The organism is Mesorhizobium sp. WSM4808, assembly GCF_055811675.1.
Genome location: NZ_JBVVQX010000012.1, coordinates 98171 through 113341, shown reverse-complemented (window position 1 = coordinate 113341; position 15171 = coordinate 98171). Strand labels below are relative to the sequence as shown.

Annotated in this window: 19 protein-coding genes; 7 read left to right on the top strand and 12 right to left on the bottom strand. The window is 60.3% G+C overall.

Annotated features, from left to right (window positions below; genetic code table 11):
* Nucleotides 1-36: 36 nt before the first annotated feature.
* Nucleotides 37-1599, bottom strand: a complete 1563-nt coding sequence (locus tag AC0L2U_RS21715; protein ID WP_127380972.1) for a GMC family oxidoreductase — start codon at nucleotides 1597-1599, stop codon at nucleotides 37-39.
* Nucleotides 1600-2018: 419 nt separating this feature from the next.
* On the opposite strand from AC0L2U_RS21715, the gene AC0L2U_RS21710 reads away from it, so the two are divergent.
* Nucleotides 2019-2537 carry a YciE/YciF ferroxidase family protein gene (locus AC0L2U_RS21710; RefSeq protein WP_127268257.1) on the top strand — a complete coding sequence of 173 codons (519 nt, stop codon included), beginning with the start codon at nucleotides 2019-2021 and terminating at the stop codon, nucleotides 2535-2537.
* 135 nt (nucleotides 2538-2672) lie between these two features.
* Here AC0L2U_RS21710 and AC0L2U_RS21705 read toward each other — a convergent pair whose 3' ends face one another.
* Nucleotides 2673-2870, bottom strand: a complete 198-nt coding sequence (locus tag AC0L2U_RS21705) for a hypothetical protein (RefSeq protein ID WP_127268256.1) — start codon at nucleotides 2868-2870, stop codon at nucleotides 2673-2675.
* 234 nt (nucleotides 2871-3104) lie between these two features.
* Here AC0L2U_RS21705 and AC0L2U_RS21700 point away from each other — a divergent pair, with 234 nt between their 5' ends.
* The 3 genes from AC0L2U_RS21700 (at nucleotide 3105) to AC0L2U_RS21690 (ending at nucleotide 4338) form a co-directional block, all read left to right on the top strand.
* Nucleotides 3105-3536 (top strand): GNAT family N-acetyltransferase, encoded by a 432-nt coding sequence (locus AC0L2U_RS21700; RefSeq protein ID WP_128288822.1) that lies wholly within the window; start codon nucleotides 3105-3107, stop codon nucleotides 3534-3536.
* 151 nt (nucleotides 3537-3687) lie between these two features.
* Nucleotides 3688-3942, top strand: coding sequence for a DUF982 domain-containing protein (locus AC0L2U_RS21695; protein WP_127809672.1), 255 nt, complete (start codon nucleotides 3688-3690; stop codon nucleotides 3940-3942).
* A gap of 69 nt (nucleotides 3943-4011) precedes the next feature.
* Nucleotides 4012-4338 carry a hypothetical protein gene (locus AC0L2U_RS21690; RefSeq protein ID WP_127809671.1) on the top strand — a complete coding sequence of 109 codons (327 nt, stop codon included), beginning with the start codon at nucleotides 4012-4014 and terminating at the stop codon, nucleotides 4336-4338.
* 29 nt (nucleotides 4339-4367) lie between these two features.
* Here the strand turns inward: AC0L2U_RS21690 and AC0L2U_RS21685 are convergent, their stop codons facing one another.
* The 8 genes from AC0L2U_RS21685 to AC0L2U_RS21650 form a co-directional block, all read right to left on the bottom strand.
* Nucleotides 4368-4700 carry a hypothetical protein gene (locus AC0L2U_RS21685; protein WP_127809670.1) on the bottom strand — a complete coding sequence of 111 codons (333 nt, stop codon included), beginning with the start codon at nucleotides 4698-4700 and terminating at the stop codon, nucleotides 4368-4370.
* 2 nt (nucleotides 4701-4702) lie between these two features.
* Nucleotides 4703-5062, bottom strand: a complete 360-nt coding sequence (locus tag AC0L2U_RS21680; RefSeq protein WP_127809669.1) for a hypothetical protein — start codon at nucleotides 5060-5062, stop codon at nucleotides 4703-4705.
* Nucleotides 5062-6282, bottom strand: coding sequence for an NRAMP family divalent metal transporter (locus AC0L2U_RS21675; RefSeq protein WP_367226945.1), 1221 nt, complete (start codon nucleotides 6280-6282; stop codon nucleotides 5062-5064). Before AC0L2U_RS21675 ends, AC0L2U_RS21680 begins: the two co-directional genes overlap by 1 nt.
* Nucleotides 6279-6662 carry a hypothetical protein gene (locus tag AC0L2U_RS21670; RefSeq protein WP_245481900.1) on the bottom strand — a complete coding sequence of 128 codons (384 nt, stop codon included), beginning with the start codon at nucleotides 6660-6662 and terminating at the stop codon, nucleotides 6279-6281. Before AC0L2U_RS21670 ends, AC0L2U_RS21675 begins: the two co-directional genes overlap by 4 nt.
* A gap of 229 nt (nucleotides 6663-6891) precedes the next feature.
* A complete protein-coding gene (locus tag AC0L2U_RS21665) occupies nucleotides 6892-7122 on the bottom strand; it encodes a hypothetical protein (protein ID WP_127395836.1) in 231 nt (76 codons plus the stop codon).
* 83 nt (nucleotides 7123-7205) lie between these two features.
* Nucleotides 7206-7424 (bottom strand): hypothetical protein, encoded by a 219-nt coding sequence (locus AC0L2U_RS21660; RefSeq protein WP_013533184.1) that lies wholly within the window; start codon nucleotides 7422-7424, stop codon nucleotides 7206-7208.
* A 4-nt stretch (nucleotides 7425-7428) separates the two neighbouring features.
* Entirely contained in the window at nucleotides 7429-7647 is a 219-nt protein-coding gene (locus AC0L2U_RS21655) for a hypothetical protein (protein ID WP_127395837.1), read from the bottom strand.
* Nucleotides 7644-7910, bottom strand: coding sequence for a hypothetical protein (locus AC0L2U_RS21650; RefSeq protein WP_027036323.1), 267 nt, complete (start codon nucleotides 7908-7910; stop codon nucleotides 7644-7646). Before AC0L2U_RS21650 ends, AC0L2U_RS21655 begins: the two co-directional genes overlap by 4 nt.
* Before the next feature lie 315 nt (nucleotides 7911-8225).
* Between AC0L2U_RS21650 and AC0L2U_RS21645 the strand changes: the two genes are divergently transcribed.
* Nucleotides 8226-9011, top strand: a complete 786-nt coding sequence (locus tag AC0L2U_RS21645; protein ID WP_128288818.1) for an SDR family NAD(P)-dependent oxidoreductase — start codon at nucleotides 8226-8228, stop codon at nucleotides 9009-9011.
* 74 nt (nucleotides 9012-9085) lie between these two features.
* Nucleotides 9086-10264 carry a zinc-dependent alcohol dehydrogenase gene (locus tag AC0L2U_RS21640; RefSeq protein WP_128288817.1) on the top strand — a complete coding sequence of 393 codons (1179 nt, stop codon included), beginning with the start codon at nucleotides 9086-9088 and terminating at the stop codon, nucleotides 10262-10264.
* A gap of 426 nt (nucleotides 10265-10690) precedes the next feature.
* Here AC0L2U_RS21640 and AC0L2U_RS21635 read toward each other — a convergent pair whose 3' ends face one another.
* Together AC0L2U_RS21635 and AC0L2U_RS21630 are read right to left on the bottom strand one after the other, a co-directional pair.
* Nucleotides 10691-11071, bottom strand: coding sequence for a response regulator (locus AC0L2U_RS21635; protein ID WP_127272254.1), 381 nt, complete (start codon nucleotides 11069-11071; stop codon nucleotides 10691-10693).
* The gene (locus AC0L2U_RS21630) at nucleotides 11068-14178 is read right to left on the bottom strand and encodes a CheR family methyltransferase (protein WP_128288816.1); all 3111 of its coding nucleotides are present in this window, start codon (nucleotides 14176-14178) and stop codon (nucleotides 11068-11070) included. Before AC0L2U_RS21630 ends, AC0L2U_RS21635 begins: the two co-directional genes overlap by 4 nt.
* A 334-nt stretch (nucleotides 14179-14512) precedes the next feature.
* On the opposite strand from AC0L2U_RS21630, the gene AC0L2U_RS21625 reads away from it, so the two are divergent.
* Nucleotides 14513-15106 carry a response regulator gene (locus AC0L2U_RS21625; protein ID WP_164895670.1) on the top strand — a complete coding sequence of 198 codons (594 nt, stop codon included), beginning with the start codon at nucleotides 14513-14515 and terminating at the stop codon, nucleotides 15104-15106.
* Nucleotides 15107-15171 lie beyond the last annotated feature (65 nt).

Sequence of the window (15171 nt, the reverse complement as noted above, 5' to 3'; positions counted from 1 at the left end):
GGCCCGCGCCTTGTGCGCGGGCTTGCCCTCGAGCTGTCAGGTGGACCGGCGCAGGCTGTCGGCCATTTTCTCGCCAATCATGATCGAGGTGAGATTGGTGTTTGCCTGGCAATCGAGCGGCATGATCGACGCATCGATAACCCGCAGTCCTTCCAAACCGTAGACCCGGCATTCCGGATCGACCACGGCCTCGCCGGGCCTTCCCATGCAACAGCCTCCGATCCCATGCTGCGCATCGGAAGACTGCGCCAGCAGGAAATTGTCGACCTCCTCGTCGCTTGCCGTTTCGAGCCATGACAAAGGCAGATCGGAATCCCCCAGCAGGACGCGCTCGGCGATCGCCTGGATCGGCGCCTGCCGGGCAATCTCGCCAAGGTGGCGATAGGCGATACGCATGCGCTGGAGATCCATTGGATCGTCCAGCATGTTCTCTTCCACGAGCGGCTGGTCGAAAGGGTTGGCGGAACGCAGTTGCACGGTGCCGCGGCTCTTGGCCTCCATCAGGATCAGATTGACCATCGCCTCGCCGAACTGGGCGCTGTCGGACTCCACGCCGATGCCGCCATGGTTCATGGCGACGTAGAGAATGTCGTCGCGCTCAGCGCCCGGCACGCCCGAACTCATCCGCACACAGCAGTTGGTATGCCGCGCGTCGACATCGGTCGCCTTGAATCCCGGCTTCAGCTTCAGTTCGATGCGGCAATAAGGATGGTCGAAGAAACCTTCGCCGACCGGCAGGTCGGCAAGCACCTCGATGTCCTTTCGTTTCAAGAGAGCCGCAGGACCGATGCCCGAGCGCTGCAGGATGACCGGAGAGTGGATGGCGCCGGCCGAGACGATGACCAGCGGCGCCTCGAATTTGCGAACTAGCCCGGCCACGATGGCCAAAACGCCGATCGCTTTCCTGCCATCGAAAAGCACCTTGTCCACCGTCGCCTGCCCGATGATGGTAAGGTTCGGCCGGTCGCGGGCAGCTTCCAGATAGCCGTCATTGACCGACACGCGCTTGCCGGCTCGACTGTTGATGGGATAGGTGCAAGCCCCTTCGGCATCCGGAGCATTGAGATCGTCATGCCAGGGATGGCCGAGAGCCATCGCGCTTTGGCGCATGGCCTTGTCGACGCTGCCCCAGCTTTCGACAGGCGCGCGGTAGATCGGAATCGGGCCGCCGCTGCCGTGAAAATTGGCCGCGATCGGGTCATCCTCCAGGCGGCAGAAGAAGGGCAGCACGTCGGCTCCCGACCAGCCCTTGCATCCGATTTCCTCCCAGCGGTCGAATGCATGGAGCACACCGCGAATGGCAATCTGCCCATTGACGGCCGTCGAACCGCCAAGCCCCTTGCCGCGCCAGTAGACCCGGTGTTCCTGCCGCTTCGTGCGACGAGCCATCAGGTCGGGATACATGTATTGTTGCTGAAAATGGTCGGGAAGAAGCAGGTTGAAGGGATTTGGGCTCGCCATCTCGGCAGGTTGCTCGCCGCTCCGGTAGTCCGGCCCCGCTTCCAGCAAAAGCACGTTCGTGGCAGCATCTTCGGTTAGCCGGGCAGCAAGAACAGCTCCGGCTGCGCCGGCTCCGATAACGATGACATCAAAGGGCATGCCGCACTCCCTACATCCGATCAATGCACGGCTGACTCGACCGCGACATCATGTTGATTTCATTTGCGCACGATCATCTGCTGGCATTCAGGCTCAGCGATGTACGCCGGAACCAACCACCTTAGCCGCGCTGCACGACTGCAAGATCATCATGATTTGTTTTATATGTAAATATGATTTCGTATATGAACTCCCATCTACTCCATATGGCGCGACGAACCCCGGTGCTCTCCGTCACTGCCGGCGATTCTCACACCGTCATCGTCCATCGCCTTTTGATAGCGATCGGCTCTCGACAAAAGCGGTATTTGGCGTGCTGCCCCTTCCGAGTCGCGCCCAGGGAACAACTGCTTCCATGGAAAGTTAGTCCATGGCTACACCGCCGGTGAGCTTTCATGACAATCCAAGGGAGACAAATCATGGCGACTGCAAAAAGAGCGACGACAAAAGGACTGGAGGCTTTGTTCCTCGATGGGCTGAAGGACATTTACTACGCTGAAAAGAAAATACTCAAAGCCTTGCCGAAGATGGCAAAGGGCGCCGAATCCGAGGAGGTGGCCGCGGCCTTTGAGAAACATCGCATGGAAACCGAAGGCCAGGTCGATCGGCTCGAGCAAGTGTTCGAACTTATGGACAAACCGGCCCGCGGCAAGACCTGTCCGGCGATCGACGGCATTCTTGAGGAAGGGTCGGAAATTCTCGACGAATACAAGGGTGACCCGGCGCTGGATGCAGGACTGGTCGGCGCGGCACAGGCCGTCGAGCACTATGAAATCGCGCGTTATGGCACGTTGGTCGCGTGGGCTGAACAGCTTGGCAAGAGCGACGTGGTCAAGCTCCTCAACGAGACATTGAAAGAGGAGGTCGCGACGGACGAAGCGCTTTCCGGGCTGGGCGAAGGCGGTGTCAATGAGCGCGCCCTGCAGCAAGCTGCCTGACTGGGCGTCGTCGCGCCGGCGCCAAGCCGCCGGGCGACTTCGCGACCCGGCCTCGCGCCCTCTTCGTCGGTACCCTTCAGATGCAATCAGACCCACCCCGATACTTCGGGGTGGGTCTGCTGAAATCACACGCGATCAGCGGTTTTTGTGGCTTTGTTCGCCAGCTTTCACATGCTGTTCGTGGGTTCCACCACGCATGCCGGATCCATCGCCCTGCTGCCGTTGACCACCACCAGAGGCCTGCTGTTGCTGACGGTTTTTGTTGTCGGCGTTCTTGTGGCTCTGCTGGCCTGCCTTCACGTGCTGTTCGTGGCTACCACCTTGATTAGGCATTGTTCTTCTCCTTCACAATCCGCGAGGCGACAACCGCCTCGATTGCCTAAGACGAGTCAGGCGCGAACGTTCCCTCACGTAATATTTTGTGAAGACCATCAGACAAAGCCCACGGCGTTCGAAGGCGCCCGAGATGGATGCCGGATTTATTTCTGGCGTTGGCAACGAGTTCATCTTGGCCGTGACCGACGTTGCCGGCGGATCTCATGCCTGTGCCCACCAGGAGGAAAATGCATGTCATTCCGATCCGAGAGATTTACAACCACTTTGACCTATAGCGACGATGAAAGAGCGCAGTCCGCCGCAGCGCTCTATCAATACAACATCGCACAGACCGGGATCGACGACCGAGCTGATATCGGAGCGGAGCTTCGCGACCAGTCAGGAAAGACCTGGGGCGGGCTTTGGGGCAGGACGGAGCTTGGGCTCCTGTTTCTCGACATGTTCTTCCTGCCTGAGCAGTTGCGTGGCCAATCCTTTGGCTCACAACTTCTCACGACGATCGAGGAAGAAGCCATCCGGCGGGGCTGCAAGAAGGCCGTCGTGGAGACGAGCAGTTTCCAGGCGCCGCTATTCTACATGCAGCACGGGTTCGAGGAATTCGGCAAAGTCGAATTCGGGATCCCTGGACATGCCCGAGTCTTCCTTCGGAAAGATCTGCTGTAAGTCTTGGGACAGGGCGCACGGATGGCCATCGGCTAGTTGTTTCAAACGCCAGATGCTCTGGAACAAATCGACGAGTGCGGAGTTAAACGCGTCGCGACGCGCAGTCTTGCAGCGACGTGTCGAATAGAGTGCATCCCGCCGGAGAGGCAATGTGCGTACTGGACATTTCAGAAAGCCGATTATCATTCAACCTGGCCGGATAGACCGCGACAGGGTTGTGGTTTCGGTGTCGGACGCAGCCGAAGTGCTGCTGCGGGACTGGCCAAAGCCGACATCCGAGAGGCGTCTTGCCGCGATCAGAGCGTGCCTTGCCGTCATGCGAGGCGAAAAGCCTACAAAGACCGCACGACAGGCGTTCATCGTTGCGGCCAAGGACGCCAAGATTCTGCTGAGCGAGCAAGTCTGACCGTGGTGGGTCGCCTCGCCGGTGCCTGCAAGTGCGACTCTGCCGAGATTGGTTCGAAAGGGAGAAATCATGATCAAGGTTTCAAGTCCCACGCCTGCCGCGGCCAGAAGCGAAGTGCAGGCAGGAGCAACGCAGGACAAAACGCCGGGGTTCGATCCCGCCATTGCCCCGCTTGAGACAGACGCCGAAGCCGCGGACACGCAAAATCCGGTCGCTGGGACAAGTCCGCCGCGCACTCGCCCAAATTTCGAAAACGATGCCAGCTTTGCCAATGCCATGCGCCCGGTCGAAGGCGAGCCGGAACTGCGGCCCGGCGGCAACTGGCCGGTGTTGGTAATTGCAGCTGTCGTTTTGATAGCAGCCGTGGTTTTCCTGACGGCAAGCATGCTGCGCTGAGAATGATCCCGACGATGCGGCTCCACGACCTATTCCTGGAGGTCTGGTGCGCCCTTCATGCCTGAGAGTTCGGTCATTGGGCACAGCAGCCGCGGTCGCGCGGGATCGGAGATGTCGAGCTTGTCCCAAGGGATGCGGTATAGACCGTCGCGGCGGCGCAATCGGAAAAGATCCAGCACCGCCACACCTATGGCCGAGGCCGAAAGACGCTCGAAAGCGGCGTAGACCCCGACGTGGAATTCGGTGACGACGAAATCGTCACCGTCCCGTTCGGCGCGGATCTCCTCGATATAGCCGACATTCTTGCCGCGTTGCGAGAGTACGCGTCGCCCTGACAGATGCTCGAGATTGACCGTGGTCATCATCAAGCTCCCGGAATGCGCCCGATGACATGGTCGCGCAACCAGTCCTGCCAGGCGAAGATCGACGTTTCTCGCACGTCGATGTCGAACTCGATATCGATGCCGATATCTTTCACCTTCTGCCAGGCGATCCGATGCGGCTCGCCATGTTGCCTGCCACCCAGCTTGACCGCGAGCCGCGCTATCCAGCGCCCAGGCCGTGCGCCGAGACGACGCGCCAGGGTGATGGAGCCGAGCTCGATCGCAATGATCCGAGGCGGCTTGCCGGGCCGCAACTCCGCCACCAACCCGTCGACCTTGCCGATCTTGACCTGCTCGCGGTCGACCACCTGCTTGTCCAGGAGATCACGCAGCAACTTCATCATGTGCCTCCGAATATCTGCAGCGGGATGGTCACCACCGCCAGTACGAAGCCGAGCGCGATGATGAAGATGACGGCGGCATTCGACAAAATGCCATTGCGATGCTCGCCGACATAACGTTTGTCGTTCAGCAGAAACAGGAAAGGAACGACCGTCAGCGGCAGGCTGGCTGCCGTCAGCGCCATGGAGAAGATGGTGAGCCTCAGCGGATCGAGACCAAGCGCGATGGGAATAGCCGCCAAAAGCAATGATATCGTGTAGGTGGCGCTGAAACCCGGATCGTCGCGCGGCTTGCGATCCTCGCCCCAATTCCAGCCGAAACCCTGGGCCACAAGATAGGCCTGTTGCAACCCGACCTCTAGTGCGGCGCCGAAGCAGGCAATGCCGAGGGAGGCAACAAACAGCACGAAGCCCCAGAAGCCGAATATAGGTATCAGCATCAACGGCAACTGGTGATAGTCATCCACTTGGGTGACGCCATGCGTGGCGAGCACGAGAGCGGCCACGATCAACACGCCGATCGAGATGGTCCCCCCGAAAGTCATGCCCAACCCCGCTATGGCCCGATTGGCTCCGAGATAGCTTTTGTCCCACCGGTCCTCGATGGCCCCCGAGGAATAGAACATGAAGAGGTAGGGCGATATCGAGGCGCCGAGAATGCTGACCGCCATGAACCAGTAATTGGCGGCATCGTGGACCGGCAGCGAAGGCACGGCGCCCCTTGCGACTGCCGTCCAATCGGGTCTCAGCATCACCGCTCCGACGACGAAACACAGCGTCACCAGACCGAGAATAGATACGCCCTTCTCGATGAAGCCGAACGTGCCTTTCCAAAGCAGCAGCCACGCCAACAAAGCCACCGGCAGTGCCCACCACTGGAAGCCTATGCCGGTGGCAAATTCGAGTGCAATGGCGACGCCGCCGATCTCGGCGGACAGCACCAGGAAATTGACCAGCAGGGCGGCAAGCAACGGCCATAGAAAGACGTTGAAGCCGAATCTCTCGCGGATACCGTCGGAGATTGTGTGATGGCTCACGGCCGCGAACCGGCCGGACATTTCGACAAGGAAGATGATGCAGATGGTGCCGAGCACCACCGCCCAGATCAACTGGAAGCCAAACATCGCGCCTGCCTGCGCCGCCGTCGCCATGGACCCAACTTCGAGGAAGCCGCCGACGCTGGTGACGACGCCGAGGGATATTTCCATGAGCTTCTTCATGGCTTTGGCGCGAAATAGTTGGCGTAGGCGGTAGCGAGCGAACGCGACGCCAGCCGTAGATCCTGTTGCGCATCTTGGACTTCCGGCCGGTCGCCCGCCTGCAATCCGGCCTCTGCACGTGCCACCGCGACCGACAAATCGTTGACTGCCTTCGTCAGCGAAGCTTGCTCGGCGGGTTCACTGGTTTCGGCGGACCGGATTTGCGCCCCGGCATCGGCAAGCGTCTTGCCGATCGATTGCAGCGTACCCGCCGTGTATGCGGTCGGCGCCGCCCCTGCCGCCCAGGCGTCCAGCGCCATCAACACGGTCTGCGATGCGGAGGCCGCTGTTCGTGATTGCTGCTCGATCTGATCGGAAGATGAGCATGCCGACAACATCATCGACAGCAAGCACAAGCAGTCGAGCCTGAGATAGCGGCGTCTAACGATCAAATCAGGCGTTTGGTGCGCCACCGAATAGTCTCCCCCGACCCAACAAAACCGTGGCCGGCGTAAATCTGATCTAGAGCATTCGTCGGGTCCGTCAACGACCGCGCCCGCCGATCCGGAGCACGAGGCGGCGAGCCAGGTCCCGATCGGTTTCAATTGCCGCATCAGCGTAAGCTGAAGGTCAGGCGGGGCGATCCCCGTTCGGAGCGTCTTGGATTCTGTATTCGTGAATGAGGCCGAGAACCTGAGTTCTGACTGTGTCGCGCGCGTCGGGCTGGATGAAAAACATCAGCCGTTCGACCGCTTCAACGACTGCTTCGGGCAGATCCGAACCCGCATCGGTGAATTCGCTGCCATGCTCGTACATGTTGTCCGTCAGTTTCTTGTCGAGGTCGGAAAGGATGCCCATCATCCACACTCCAGATCCGTGCTGTATCGAACTCACTTCGGCACCGTCACCGCGACGTCGCCTCGCCTGTTGCTGCCGGCCGTCGATCACTGCTGCCCCGGCATTTCCGTGTTTTCCCTGGGATTTTTCTGGACGCCGGCAGCCGGGGCGGTATCCGCGGGGGCATTGCCGCCCTGGTTCTGCTCCGGCGCGCGTTTCAGCGGCGAGGTCTGCCAGCCCATATCGACGTAGAAAAAGCCCACGACGAAACCGACAATGATGACCGCCGCTATCACCAGCGAGATTATTGCGTTGCGTCGCTCCATAGGCCTAGCCACCACTTGGCTTGGGAGATGCCGGCTGGGTTGGCTGCGTACCTTGCTGGTCGCCGCCGGTGCTGGTCTGCGGCGTCGGGTTGGTGTCCGTCGTGGGATTCTTGTCGACGGGCTGGCTGTTCGTAGTATCCGTCTTGGACTTGGCTGGATCGGCATTGTCGTTGCACCCCGCCAAGGCGAGCAATGCCGCTGACATCAAGAACACTCCCCTCATGCTGATTTCTCCTGGCTGAGTCCGGGCGAAGCCGCCTGCCAATGACCTATCCGGTCGAACCGCACCGAGAGCCCCTGTTTGACCGCGCTTCTAGCCAGCAAATGGTCTAGCTCGGCGTCTTCGATCGGACTTCGTACGACTTGGCGAATGGCCTTGCAGGCAAGTTCCGTCGAGACGAAATCATATCTCCTGCTCCTGGCGACGACATATTGTTCGACCAGCATTTTCACGCGCCTGAGCGCGATTTCTTCGGCGTATTGCATTTTATTCCTCCTGCGCCCCGAACTGCCGAACGGGTTTGTTGTTCCCTCCTGGATCTCAAAACATCACCGTCGCCATCACGAAAAGCCCGCGCCTCCCGGACAGGGCACGCGCGGGCTGGACCAGGCTGAGGGGACCCGATCATGCAGCATCAAAAAGGGGGAGCAACGACGCTGCACGGACATCGAACTCGCATCGACCTGAGTTGTTCCACCTCTCCACGCCGCATCGTTCATGGCTCGGATGGCCGCGCATCAACCCGCACGGAACAATCAACCCCGATAGTGGTTCGGCCGAAGCGAGGTTCGGAGGACGTGATGAAGAATGAAAAGTTGGCCGTGGTGACGGGCGCCTCAAGCGGCATCGGCAAGGAACTCGCCAAACTGTGCGCAAGGGACGGCTACCATCTGATCATAGCCGCTGACGAACCTGCGATCCGGCAGGCCGCCGAGGCGCTCGGTTCGCATGGTGTGACTGTCGAAGCCATCGAGGCCGATCTGGCGACCGAGGAAGGTGTCGATCGTTTGATCGCCGGGATCGGCGATCGCGATGTCGACCTGTTGTTCCTGAATGCCGGACGTGGGCTCGGCCGTGGTTTCGTCGATCAGGATTGGAAAAAAATCCGCCGCATCATCGACACCAACATCACCGGGACCGTCTATCTCGCGCATCAACTCGGAGCCAGGATGGCACGCCGCGGCCGAGGCCGCATCCTCTTCACAGGATCGATCGCTGGTTTCATGCCCGGCACTTTCCAGGCGGTCTACAACGGCACCAAGGCATTCATCGATTCCTTCTCGATCGCACTGCGTCATGAGTTGCAGGACACAGGGGTCACAGTCACCGTGCTGATGCCCGGGGCAACGCAGACGCGGTTCTTCGAACGCGCCGAAATGATGGATACCAAGGTCGGCACCGATGAAAAGGACAATCCCGCCGATGTCGCCAAAGCAGGCTACGAGGCGATGATGGACGGTGAGGAACAAATCATCAGCGGTTGGAAGAACAAGCTGCAGGTCGCCGCAGCGCATGTGACGCCGGCAGGCACGCTGGCCGAACAGCATCGCAAGATGGCCGAGCCGGGTTCAGCGTCCAAAGACTGACCTTCGGCCTTCAAGCAAACCAAAAAAAGTCCGGCAGAGTCTTCTGCCGACCTTCTCCAAGCAGGAGCACCATCATGAAAGCGCTCACATGGCACGGCAAAGGCGATATTCGATGCGACCAGGTGGCTGATCCCACCATCGAGGATGATCGCGACGTCATCATCAAAGTCACCTGTTGCGCCATATGTGGCTCGGACTTGCATCTGATGAACGGATATATGCCGACGATGAAGTCGGGCGATGTGCTCGGACACGAGACGATGGGCGAGGTCGTGGAAGTCGGCAGCGGCCATTCGAAGTTTAGAAAGGGCGACCGCATCGTGGTGCCTTTCAACATCTCATGCGGCGAGTGCTGGTTTTGCCAGAAGGGGCTGTTCTCGCTTTGCGACAGGTCCAATCCCAATGCCAAGCAGGCTGCCGAAGTGATGGGACAATCCCCGGCTGGCCTGTTCGGCTATTCGCATCTGGTGGGCGGCTATTGGGGAGGGCAAGCCGAATATCTGCGCGTTCCTTTCGCCGACGTCGGTCCGATAAAGGTGCCCGAGGGAATGGACGACGAACAGGTGCTGTTCCTCTCCGACATCTTTCCCACCGGCTATATGGCAGCTGAAAACGCCGGCATTGAGCCAGGCGAAACCGTCGCCATCTGGGGTTGCGGTCCGGTTGGTCAGTTCGCCATCCAGAGCGCATGGATGCTCGGCGCCGGCCGCGTCATTGCCATAGACAAGGTGCCGGAGCGGCTGGTGATGGCTCGCGAGCACGGCAAGGCCGAGACGCTCGACTTCAGCAATTCCGATATCTACGACGCTTTGATGGCGATGACCGATGGCCGCGGTCCGGATCGCTGCATAGACTGTGTCGGGACCGAGTCGGATCCCGCCGCCAGTGCCGACTCCATGCTCGACAAGGTCAAGGCTGCCGTCTATCTCGGCACCGATAGGCCGCATGTACTGCGCGAAGCAATCTACTCCTGTCGCAAAGGCGGCACCATCTCGGTGCCCGGCGTCTATATCGGCCTCGTCGATCATATTCCGTTCGGCGCCGCCATGAACAAAGGACTGACCTTCCGGATGGGTCAGACGCACACGCAACGCTATCTCGAACCGCTCCTCGCCATGGTGCAGAAGGGCGACATTGATCCCTCCTTCGTGATCACGCACCGGGCAGACCTCGAAGCGGGACCGGACCTCTACAAGACGTTCCGTGACAAGCAGGATGGCTGCATCAAGGTGGTAATGCGACCGCATGGCTGAGATGTCGGCATCTCGCGCGGGGTCCACCTTGCGCGGATTCCCGCCAAGGATAGCACCGACGCTGCCGAGGCACCTGGAACTTTCGACCGTGGCGGCGGTTGACCCGCAGAATAAACTCAGGGCGACGAGACTGTCGTGCCCGCCCGCTGCGAAGGAAGCTATCGCCATGAGCAATGAGAATTCCACATCCAAACCCAGCGTCCGGTCTCCGAACGCCGATGCTCTGCCGCACCCGAGACGGGACGCCAGTGACACGGATGCCGGTGCCAAGCCGCTGACGCCGAAAACCGCCGGCACGTCCCGGCCATCGGCCCCGCCGCTGGACAATCCGGTTGCCAATCGAAACGCGGGGCGGCCGCGTCAGGCGAGCACCACGCCTAGGCCGACGGACAAGCCCCTGGACTGATCGAAACCGGCCTCTTGAATTCATAACGAGTGTTTGTCGGGACGAAGCGATGCCAGGTCGGCCAGGGTGTTGAGAAGTGCAGCGTCGCCTGCCGGCTTCGGCACGAATTTGCAGTTTCGGAAGGGTGTGGGAACGTCGCGCGGCCCAAATCCGGTCATGAAGGCGAAGGGGATGCCGCGAGCCAGCAATGTTTCGGCCACGGGCAGACTTGTTTCACCGTTCAATTGAATGTCCAGCAGCGCCACGTCGGCTTTGCCTGCATCGATAAGCTGACGAGCCGCGGCGGCCGACGAGACCGGGCCAATCACCGGATAACCCGCCGCACGCAGGCGTGACGCGATGTCTTCGGCGATCAGCCATTCGTCCTCGACCACCAGAACGCGCGGCTTGTCGTCGCTCACGGCGCCTCCTTGTGGTTTGCCGGAAACGCGATCTGGACGCTGAGGCCGTCCTTGTGGAACGCGGTTTCGACGTGGCCGCCGAGCCTGTAACCGATTTCTCCCTGCAATAGGGTCAGGCCAAAGCCGTTGTCCAACGGCGCCTTTACAAGAGGGCCGTCCTTTTCTCGCCAGCCAAATGTGAAACTGTCGTCCTCGATCGACCATTGCACACTGACCTTGCCATCGGTTTTTGACAAAGCGCCGTATTTGGCCGCGTTGGTGGCCAGTTCATGAATGGCCATACTCAGGGAAAGCCCCTGTTGCGGACCTAGTTTGACATCCTCGCCATCGAGTTCGATCCGCTCGATGCCGAATGGTTCGAGCTCCTGCTGGAGCAATTCCCTGACCGAGGCTTCCTTCCATCTCTCCCGGGTAAGCAGGCCGTAGGCCCGCGACATGGCATGCAGGCGACCGATCAGCGCGTCCGCGAACTCCTCCTTCGTATCAGAACTTTCCCGCGTGCGGCTTGCAATGCTGGCAATCACCGCAAGCATGTTCTTGACCCGGTGGTTGAGTTCCGAGATGAGCACCTGTTGATGCTCTTCCGCCTGTGCCAGCGTGGTGACATCGACAAGTGTCACCACCACGCCCTGGATCCTGTTTCCCTTGTCGCGATAGGGATTGATGCGGACCATGTGGAACAGGCCCCTGGCATCGCGTGCCAGATGGTGATTCAGGATCTCGCCCGTCTCGAACACCTTGTCGATGTGCTGCTTCAACTCGGGATAGTCGAGTTGGCTCGACAGATCCGTCAGCGGCCGGCCGACATCGGAGGGGCGCAGGCTGAAGAAGGATGACGCCGCCGGCGTGAAGGTGCGGACTACAAGGCTGCGGTCGAGGAAAATAGTCGCGATGTCGGTGCTTTCGAACAGGTTGCGCAGATCGCCGTTGGCGTGGTCGAGCTCTTCTATCTTGGCCGTCAACTCGGCGTTGATCGTGTTGAGCTCCTCGTTGAGCGACTGCATCTCCTCCTTCGAGGCTTCGAGTTCCTCATTGGTGGATTGCGCCTCCTCATTGACGGAGACGAGTTCCTCGTTCGACGATTTGACCTCCTCCAGCGCGGTCTCGTATTCCTCGATCGTCGATTGCAGGCGCTCTCTGGTGTCGCGCAGTTCCCTCTCGAGATCGGCGGTGGTGTCACTGTCACGGCTGCCGCCACCTTCGTTGGACCGGGCCTGGGTCGGCCCCGACGGTTCGAACAGGACGAGATAAAGCGGCTCGCCATTGCCGCGTTCGGCGAGGGGCTCGATCGTCAGCCTGATCGGCTGGACCCGTTCGTCGTCTTCCTCCACGGTCAGGTTTTCCCGCACCACTGTGCGGCGTGTGGTCGTCGCTTCGCGCAGTGCGGCGCGGAGGTCCAGCCGCAGCCCACGCCTTGCCATCGTCAGCAACTGCCGGCTGGGAATCCCTTGTGACGCTTCGAGATATCTGCCGGTCCTGGCCGAATAATAGACGACATCGCCGTCGGCGTTGACCAGGACATGCGGCGGCGCGAATCGTTCCAGCACCTGCGCCTCGACCGCCTGCCGCATGGGATAGCCGACAAGTCCCTTCTTCGAGACGGCGCTTTCCGATGGGAAGAGGTTGGAATGGCTTTCCCCGAGCAGGGCCGGCAGTCTGATGTGCGGTGAGGCATGCTCCCGCGCCTGGAAGATGCGATGTTTCTTGTCGATGGTGGCGAACAGATCGTCGTGCTGCCCGACGCTTTCTGAGGTGCCGAGGAAAAGGTAACCGCCCGGCTTCAGCGCATAATGGAAGACAGGGATGACGCGGCTTTGGATGATCGGGCCGAAATAGATCAGCAGATTGCGGCAGGAGACCAAGTCCATGCGCGAGAAGGGTGGATCGCGAATGACGCTGTGCGGCGAGAAGATGCACAGTTCGCGTATCTCATTGCTGAGGACATAGCTTTCGCCATCGCCGTTGAAAAACCGCTGTTTGCGTTCGGGAGAAAGACCTTGCAGCAAGGCTTCCGGATAGCGTGCCGCCCGCGCCACCGCCAGCGCCGGCTCGTCTATGTCGGTGGCGAATATCTGGACGCGCGGAACGACCGTAAGCGTCTCCATGTGTTCGCGCAGCAGCATGCCGATGGAGAACACCTCCTCGCCCGTGGCGCATCCGGGAACCCAGACCCGGACAGTGTCGCTGGCTGTCTTGCCTTCGAACAGTTGTGGTACGATTTTTCGCTCGAGCAACTCGAAGGCATCGGGGTCGCGAAAGAAGTTGGTGACATTGATCAGCAAATCGCGAAAAAGGTTCATCACCTCGCGAGCATCCTTTTTCAGCCAGTCTATATAGCCGCTGATGGAATGGACCTGGGCGATCTGCATGCGTCGCTTCACGCGGCGCAGGAACGTCTTGGTCTTATAGCCCGAGAAGTCATGGCCGGAGTGGCTGCGCAGAATGGCGTAGATTTGTTCTCGCACCTTGTCGATGTCGGGCGTTTCATCGCCATCGTCTTCCGCCAACCCGTCCAGCGTGTCGAAGCCGCGGGCGAAAGCCTCCAGCTTCGCCCCGATCTCCTCGGCAGTCACTGCGACATCGACGAGCCCACTGGCAATAGCGCTCTGCGGCATGTCGGGATTGCGCGGCCCGTAGCCGTCCGGCGCTTGCGCGACGATAAACCCGCCCCGCTCCTTGATGGCCTTGGCGCCCAGGGTTCCATCGGAATCACCGCCCGACAGGATAACGCCGACGGCATATTCGCCCTGGTCTTCACCCAGTGCGCTGAAGAAGATATCGATGGGCTTGCGCTCCTGGGTAAGCCCATTGGGCCGACGCAGGTGCAGCACCCCCGATTCAATGGCCAATGTCACGTTTTGCGGCATCACATAGACGTGGTCAGGTTGAACCACCGTGCCATCCTCGACCACCGAAACAGGCATCTCGGTGTAGCGGCTGACAACCTCATGCAACAGACTCTCCCTGTTGGGGCTGAGATGCGTGATGATGACGAACGCCATGCCGGGCTGGCCGGTCACGCCCTTGAAAAGGCCCTCCATCGCGGGAATGCCGCCCGCGGACGCGCCTATGCCCACGATGGGAAATCTAGTCGATCGGGCAGTCACGGCATGTCCCCCTTTCGCCGACCCGACATGAAGTCTCCTCAAGGCCGGATCGAACAGGACACAACCATATAGCGCGCAAGACGGATGGAACAAGACGTCAGGGATGACGTTGAACCCGATATCAATGGTGGTTCAATGGCAAAACGATCTGCTGACATAAAACTCCCGACGCCGGTGGTATCAGGAGCGCCTGGATCGCTCGAAGGTTCCCATGCGGGGCCCGTCCCGGATCGCATGCTGACGCTTGCGAAACGGTTGCAGGCGGCCTCGGATGACAGAATTCGCAAAGCAAATCCTCTGCATTCTAATCTCCGTTCCAAGAAAGGATGACGACGTGCGCGACCTGCGGGGGCTGCATATTCTGATAGTCGAAGACGAATGGACGATGGCGGGAGATCTTGCGCGGTTTTTCAGCAATATGGGCGCCATAATCCTTGGTCCCGCTGCAACCGTCGAACAGGCTTCCAAACACACCGGGACGGCCGAAGCTGCAATCCTCGACGTCAATCTCAATGGCCGACGCGTGTTTCCAATCGCCGATGAGTTGATGCGCCGGGGTGTCCCCTTCGTGTTCTTCAGTGGCGATGACGACATCGCCATTCCCGATCATCTCCGCTACGCCAGCAATTTGCGGAAATCCTCGGGCAGCCAGGCGGTGTTCAACGCACTCTTTCCCCCGCAGGCATCCGGGCGGGCGACCCCCGGACCGGACCCGTCCGACGACGTCTTCGCGCTTTTGCCCAAACTGCGACTTGCGGCGCGCCTTTTGCTGGGAGACGTCGACGCATCGGATCGGCTCGTCGAGAGGACGCTCGAGCAAGCGATCCGGGATGTCGACCGCAGACAGCTTGGTCAATCCACTGAAAACTGGCTCAACGGCATCATGCGAGAGATGGCGAAAACCCGCGGCGCAAAACTGATGCATTAGTTTTACCTTCCAAGGCCTCTCAGGCTGAAGTTCCAAGCCCCGGGGGCGTCATTGTTCACCACATC

What these genes read in the sequence shown, in the direction of transcription:
- AC0L2U_RS21645 (WP_128288818.1), top strand. Translation starts at nt 8,226, where the DNA reads ATGAAGAATGAAAAGTTGGCCGTGGTGACGGGCGCCTCAAGCGGCATC.
- AC0L2U_RS21690 (WP_127809671.1), top strand. Translation starts at nt 4,012, where the DNA reads ATGATCAAGGTTTCAAGTCCCACGCCTGCCGCGGCCAGAAGCGAAGTG.
- AC0L2U_RS21655 (WP_127395837.1), bottom strand. Translation starts at nt 7,647, where the DNA reads ATGAGGGGAGTGTTCTTGATGTCAGCGGCATTGCTCGCCTTGGCGGGG.
- AC0L2U_RS21650 (WP_027036323.1), bottom strand. Translation starts at nt 7,910, where the DNA reads ATGCAATACGCCGAAGAAATCGCGCTCAGGCGCGTGAAAATGCTGGTC.
- AC0L2U_RS21640 (WP_128288817.1), top strand. Translation starts at nt 9,086, where the DNA reads ATGAAAGCGCTCACATGGCACGGCAAAGGCGATATTCGATGCGACCAG.
- AC0L2U_RS21670 (WP_245481900.1), bottom strand. Translation starts at nt 6,662, where the DNA reads ATGATGTTGTCGGCATGCTCATCTTCCGATCAGATCGAGCAGCAATCA.
- AC0L2U_RS21710 (WP_127268257.1), top strand. Translation starts at nt 2,019, where the DNA reads ATGGCGACTGCAAAAAGAGCGACGACAAAAGGACTGGAGGCTTTGTTC.
- AC0L2U_RS21700 (WP_128288822.1), top strand. Translation starts at nt 3,105, where the DNA reads ATGTCATTCCGATCCGAGAGATTTACAACCACTTTGACCTATAGCGAC.
- AC0L2U_RS21715 (WP_127380972.1), bottom strand. Translation starts at nt 1,599, where the DNA reads ATGCCCTTTGATGTCATCGTTATCGGAGCCGGCGCAGCCGGAGCTGTT.
- AC0L2U_RS21660 (WP_013533184.1), bottom strand. Translation starts at nt 7,424, where the DNA reads ATGGAGCGACGCAACGCAATAATCTCGCTGGTGATAGCGGCGGTCATC.
- AC0L2U_RS21685 (WP_127809670.1), bottom strand. Translation starts at nt 4,700, where the DNA reads ATGACCACGGTCAATCTCGAGCATCTGTCAGGGCGACGCGTACTCTCG.
- AC0L2U_RS21680 (WP_127809669.1), bottom strand. Translation starts at nt 5,062, where the DNA reads ATGAAGTTGCTGCGTGATCTCCTGGACAAGCAGGTGGTCGACCGCGAG.
- AC0L2U_RS21665 (WP_127395836.1), bottom strand. Translation starts at nt 7,122, where the DNA reads ATGATGGGCATCCTTTCCGACCTCGACAAGAAACTGACGGACAACATG.
- AC0L2U_RS21675 (WP_367226945.1), bottom strand. Translation starts at nt 6,282, where the DNA reads ATGAAGAAGCTCATGGAAATATCCCTCGGCGTCGTCACCAGCGTCGGC.
- AC0L2U_RS21705 (WP_127268256.1), bottom strand. Translation starts at nt 2,870, where the DNA reads ATGCCTAATCAAGGTGGTAGCCACGAACAGCACGTGAAGGCAGGCCAG.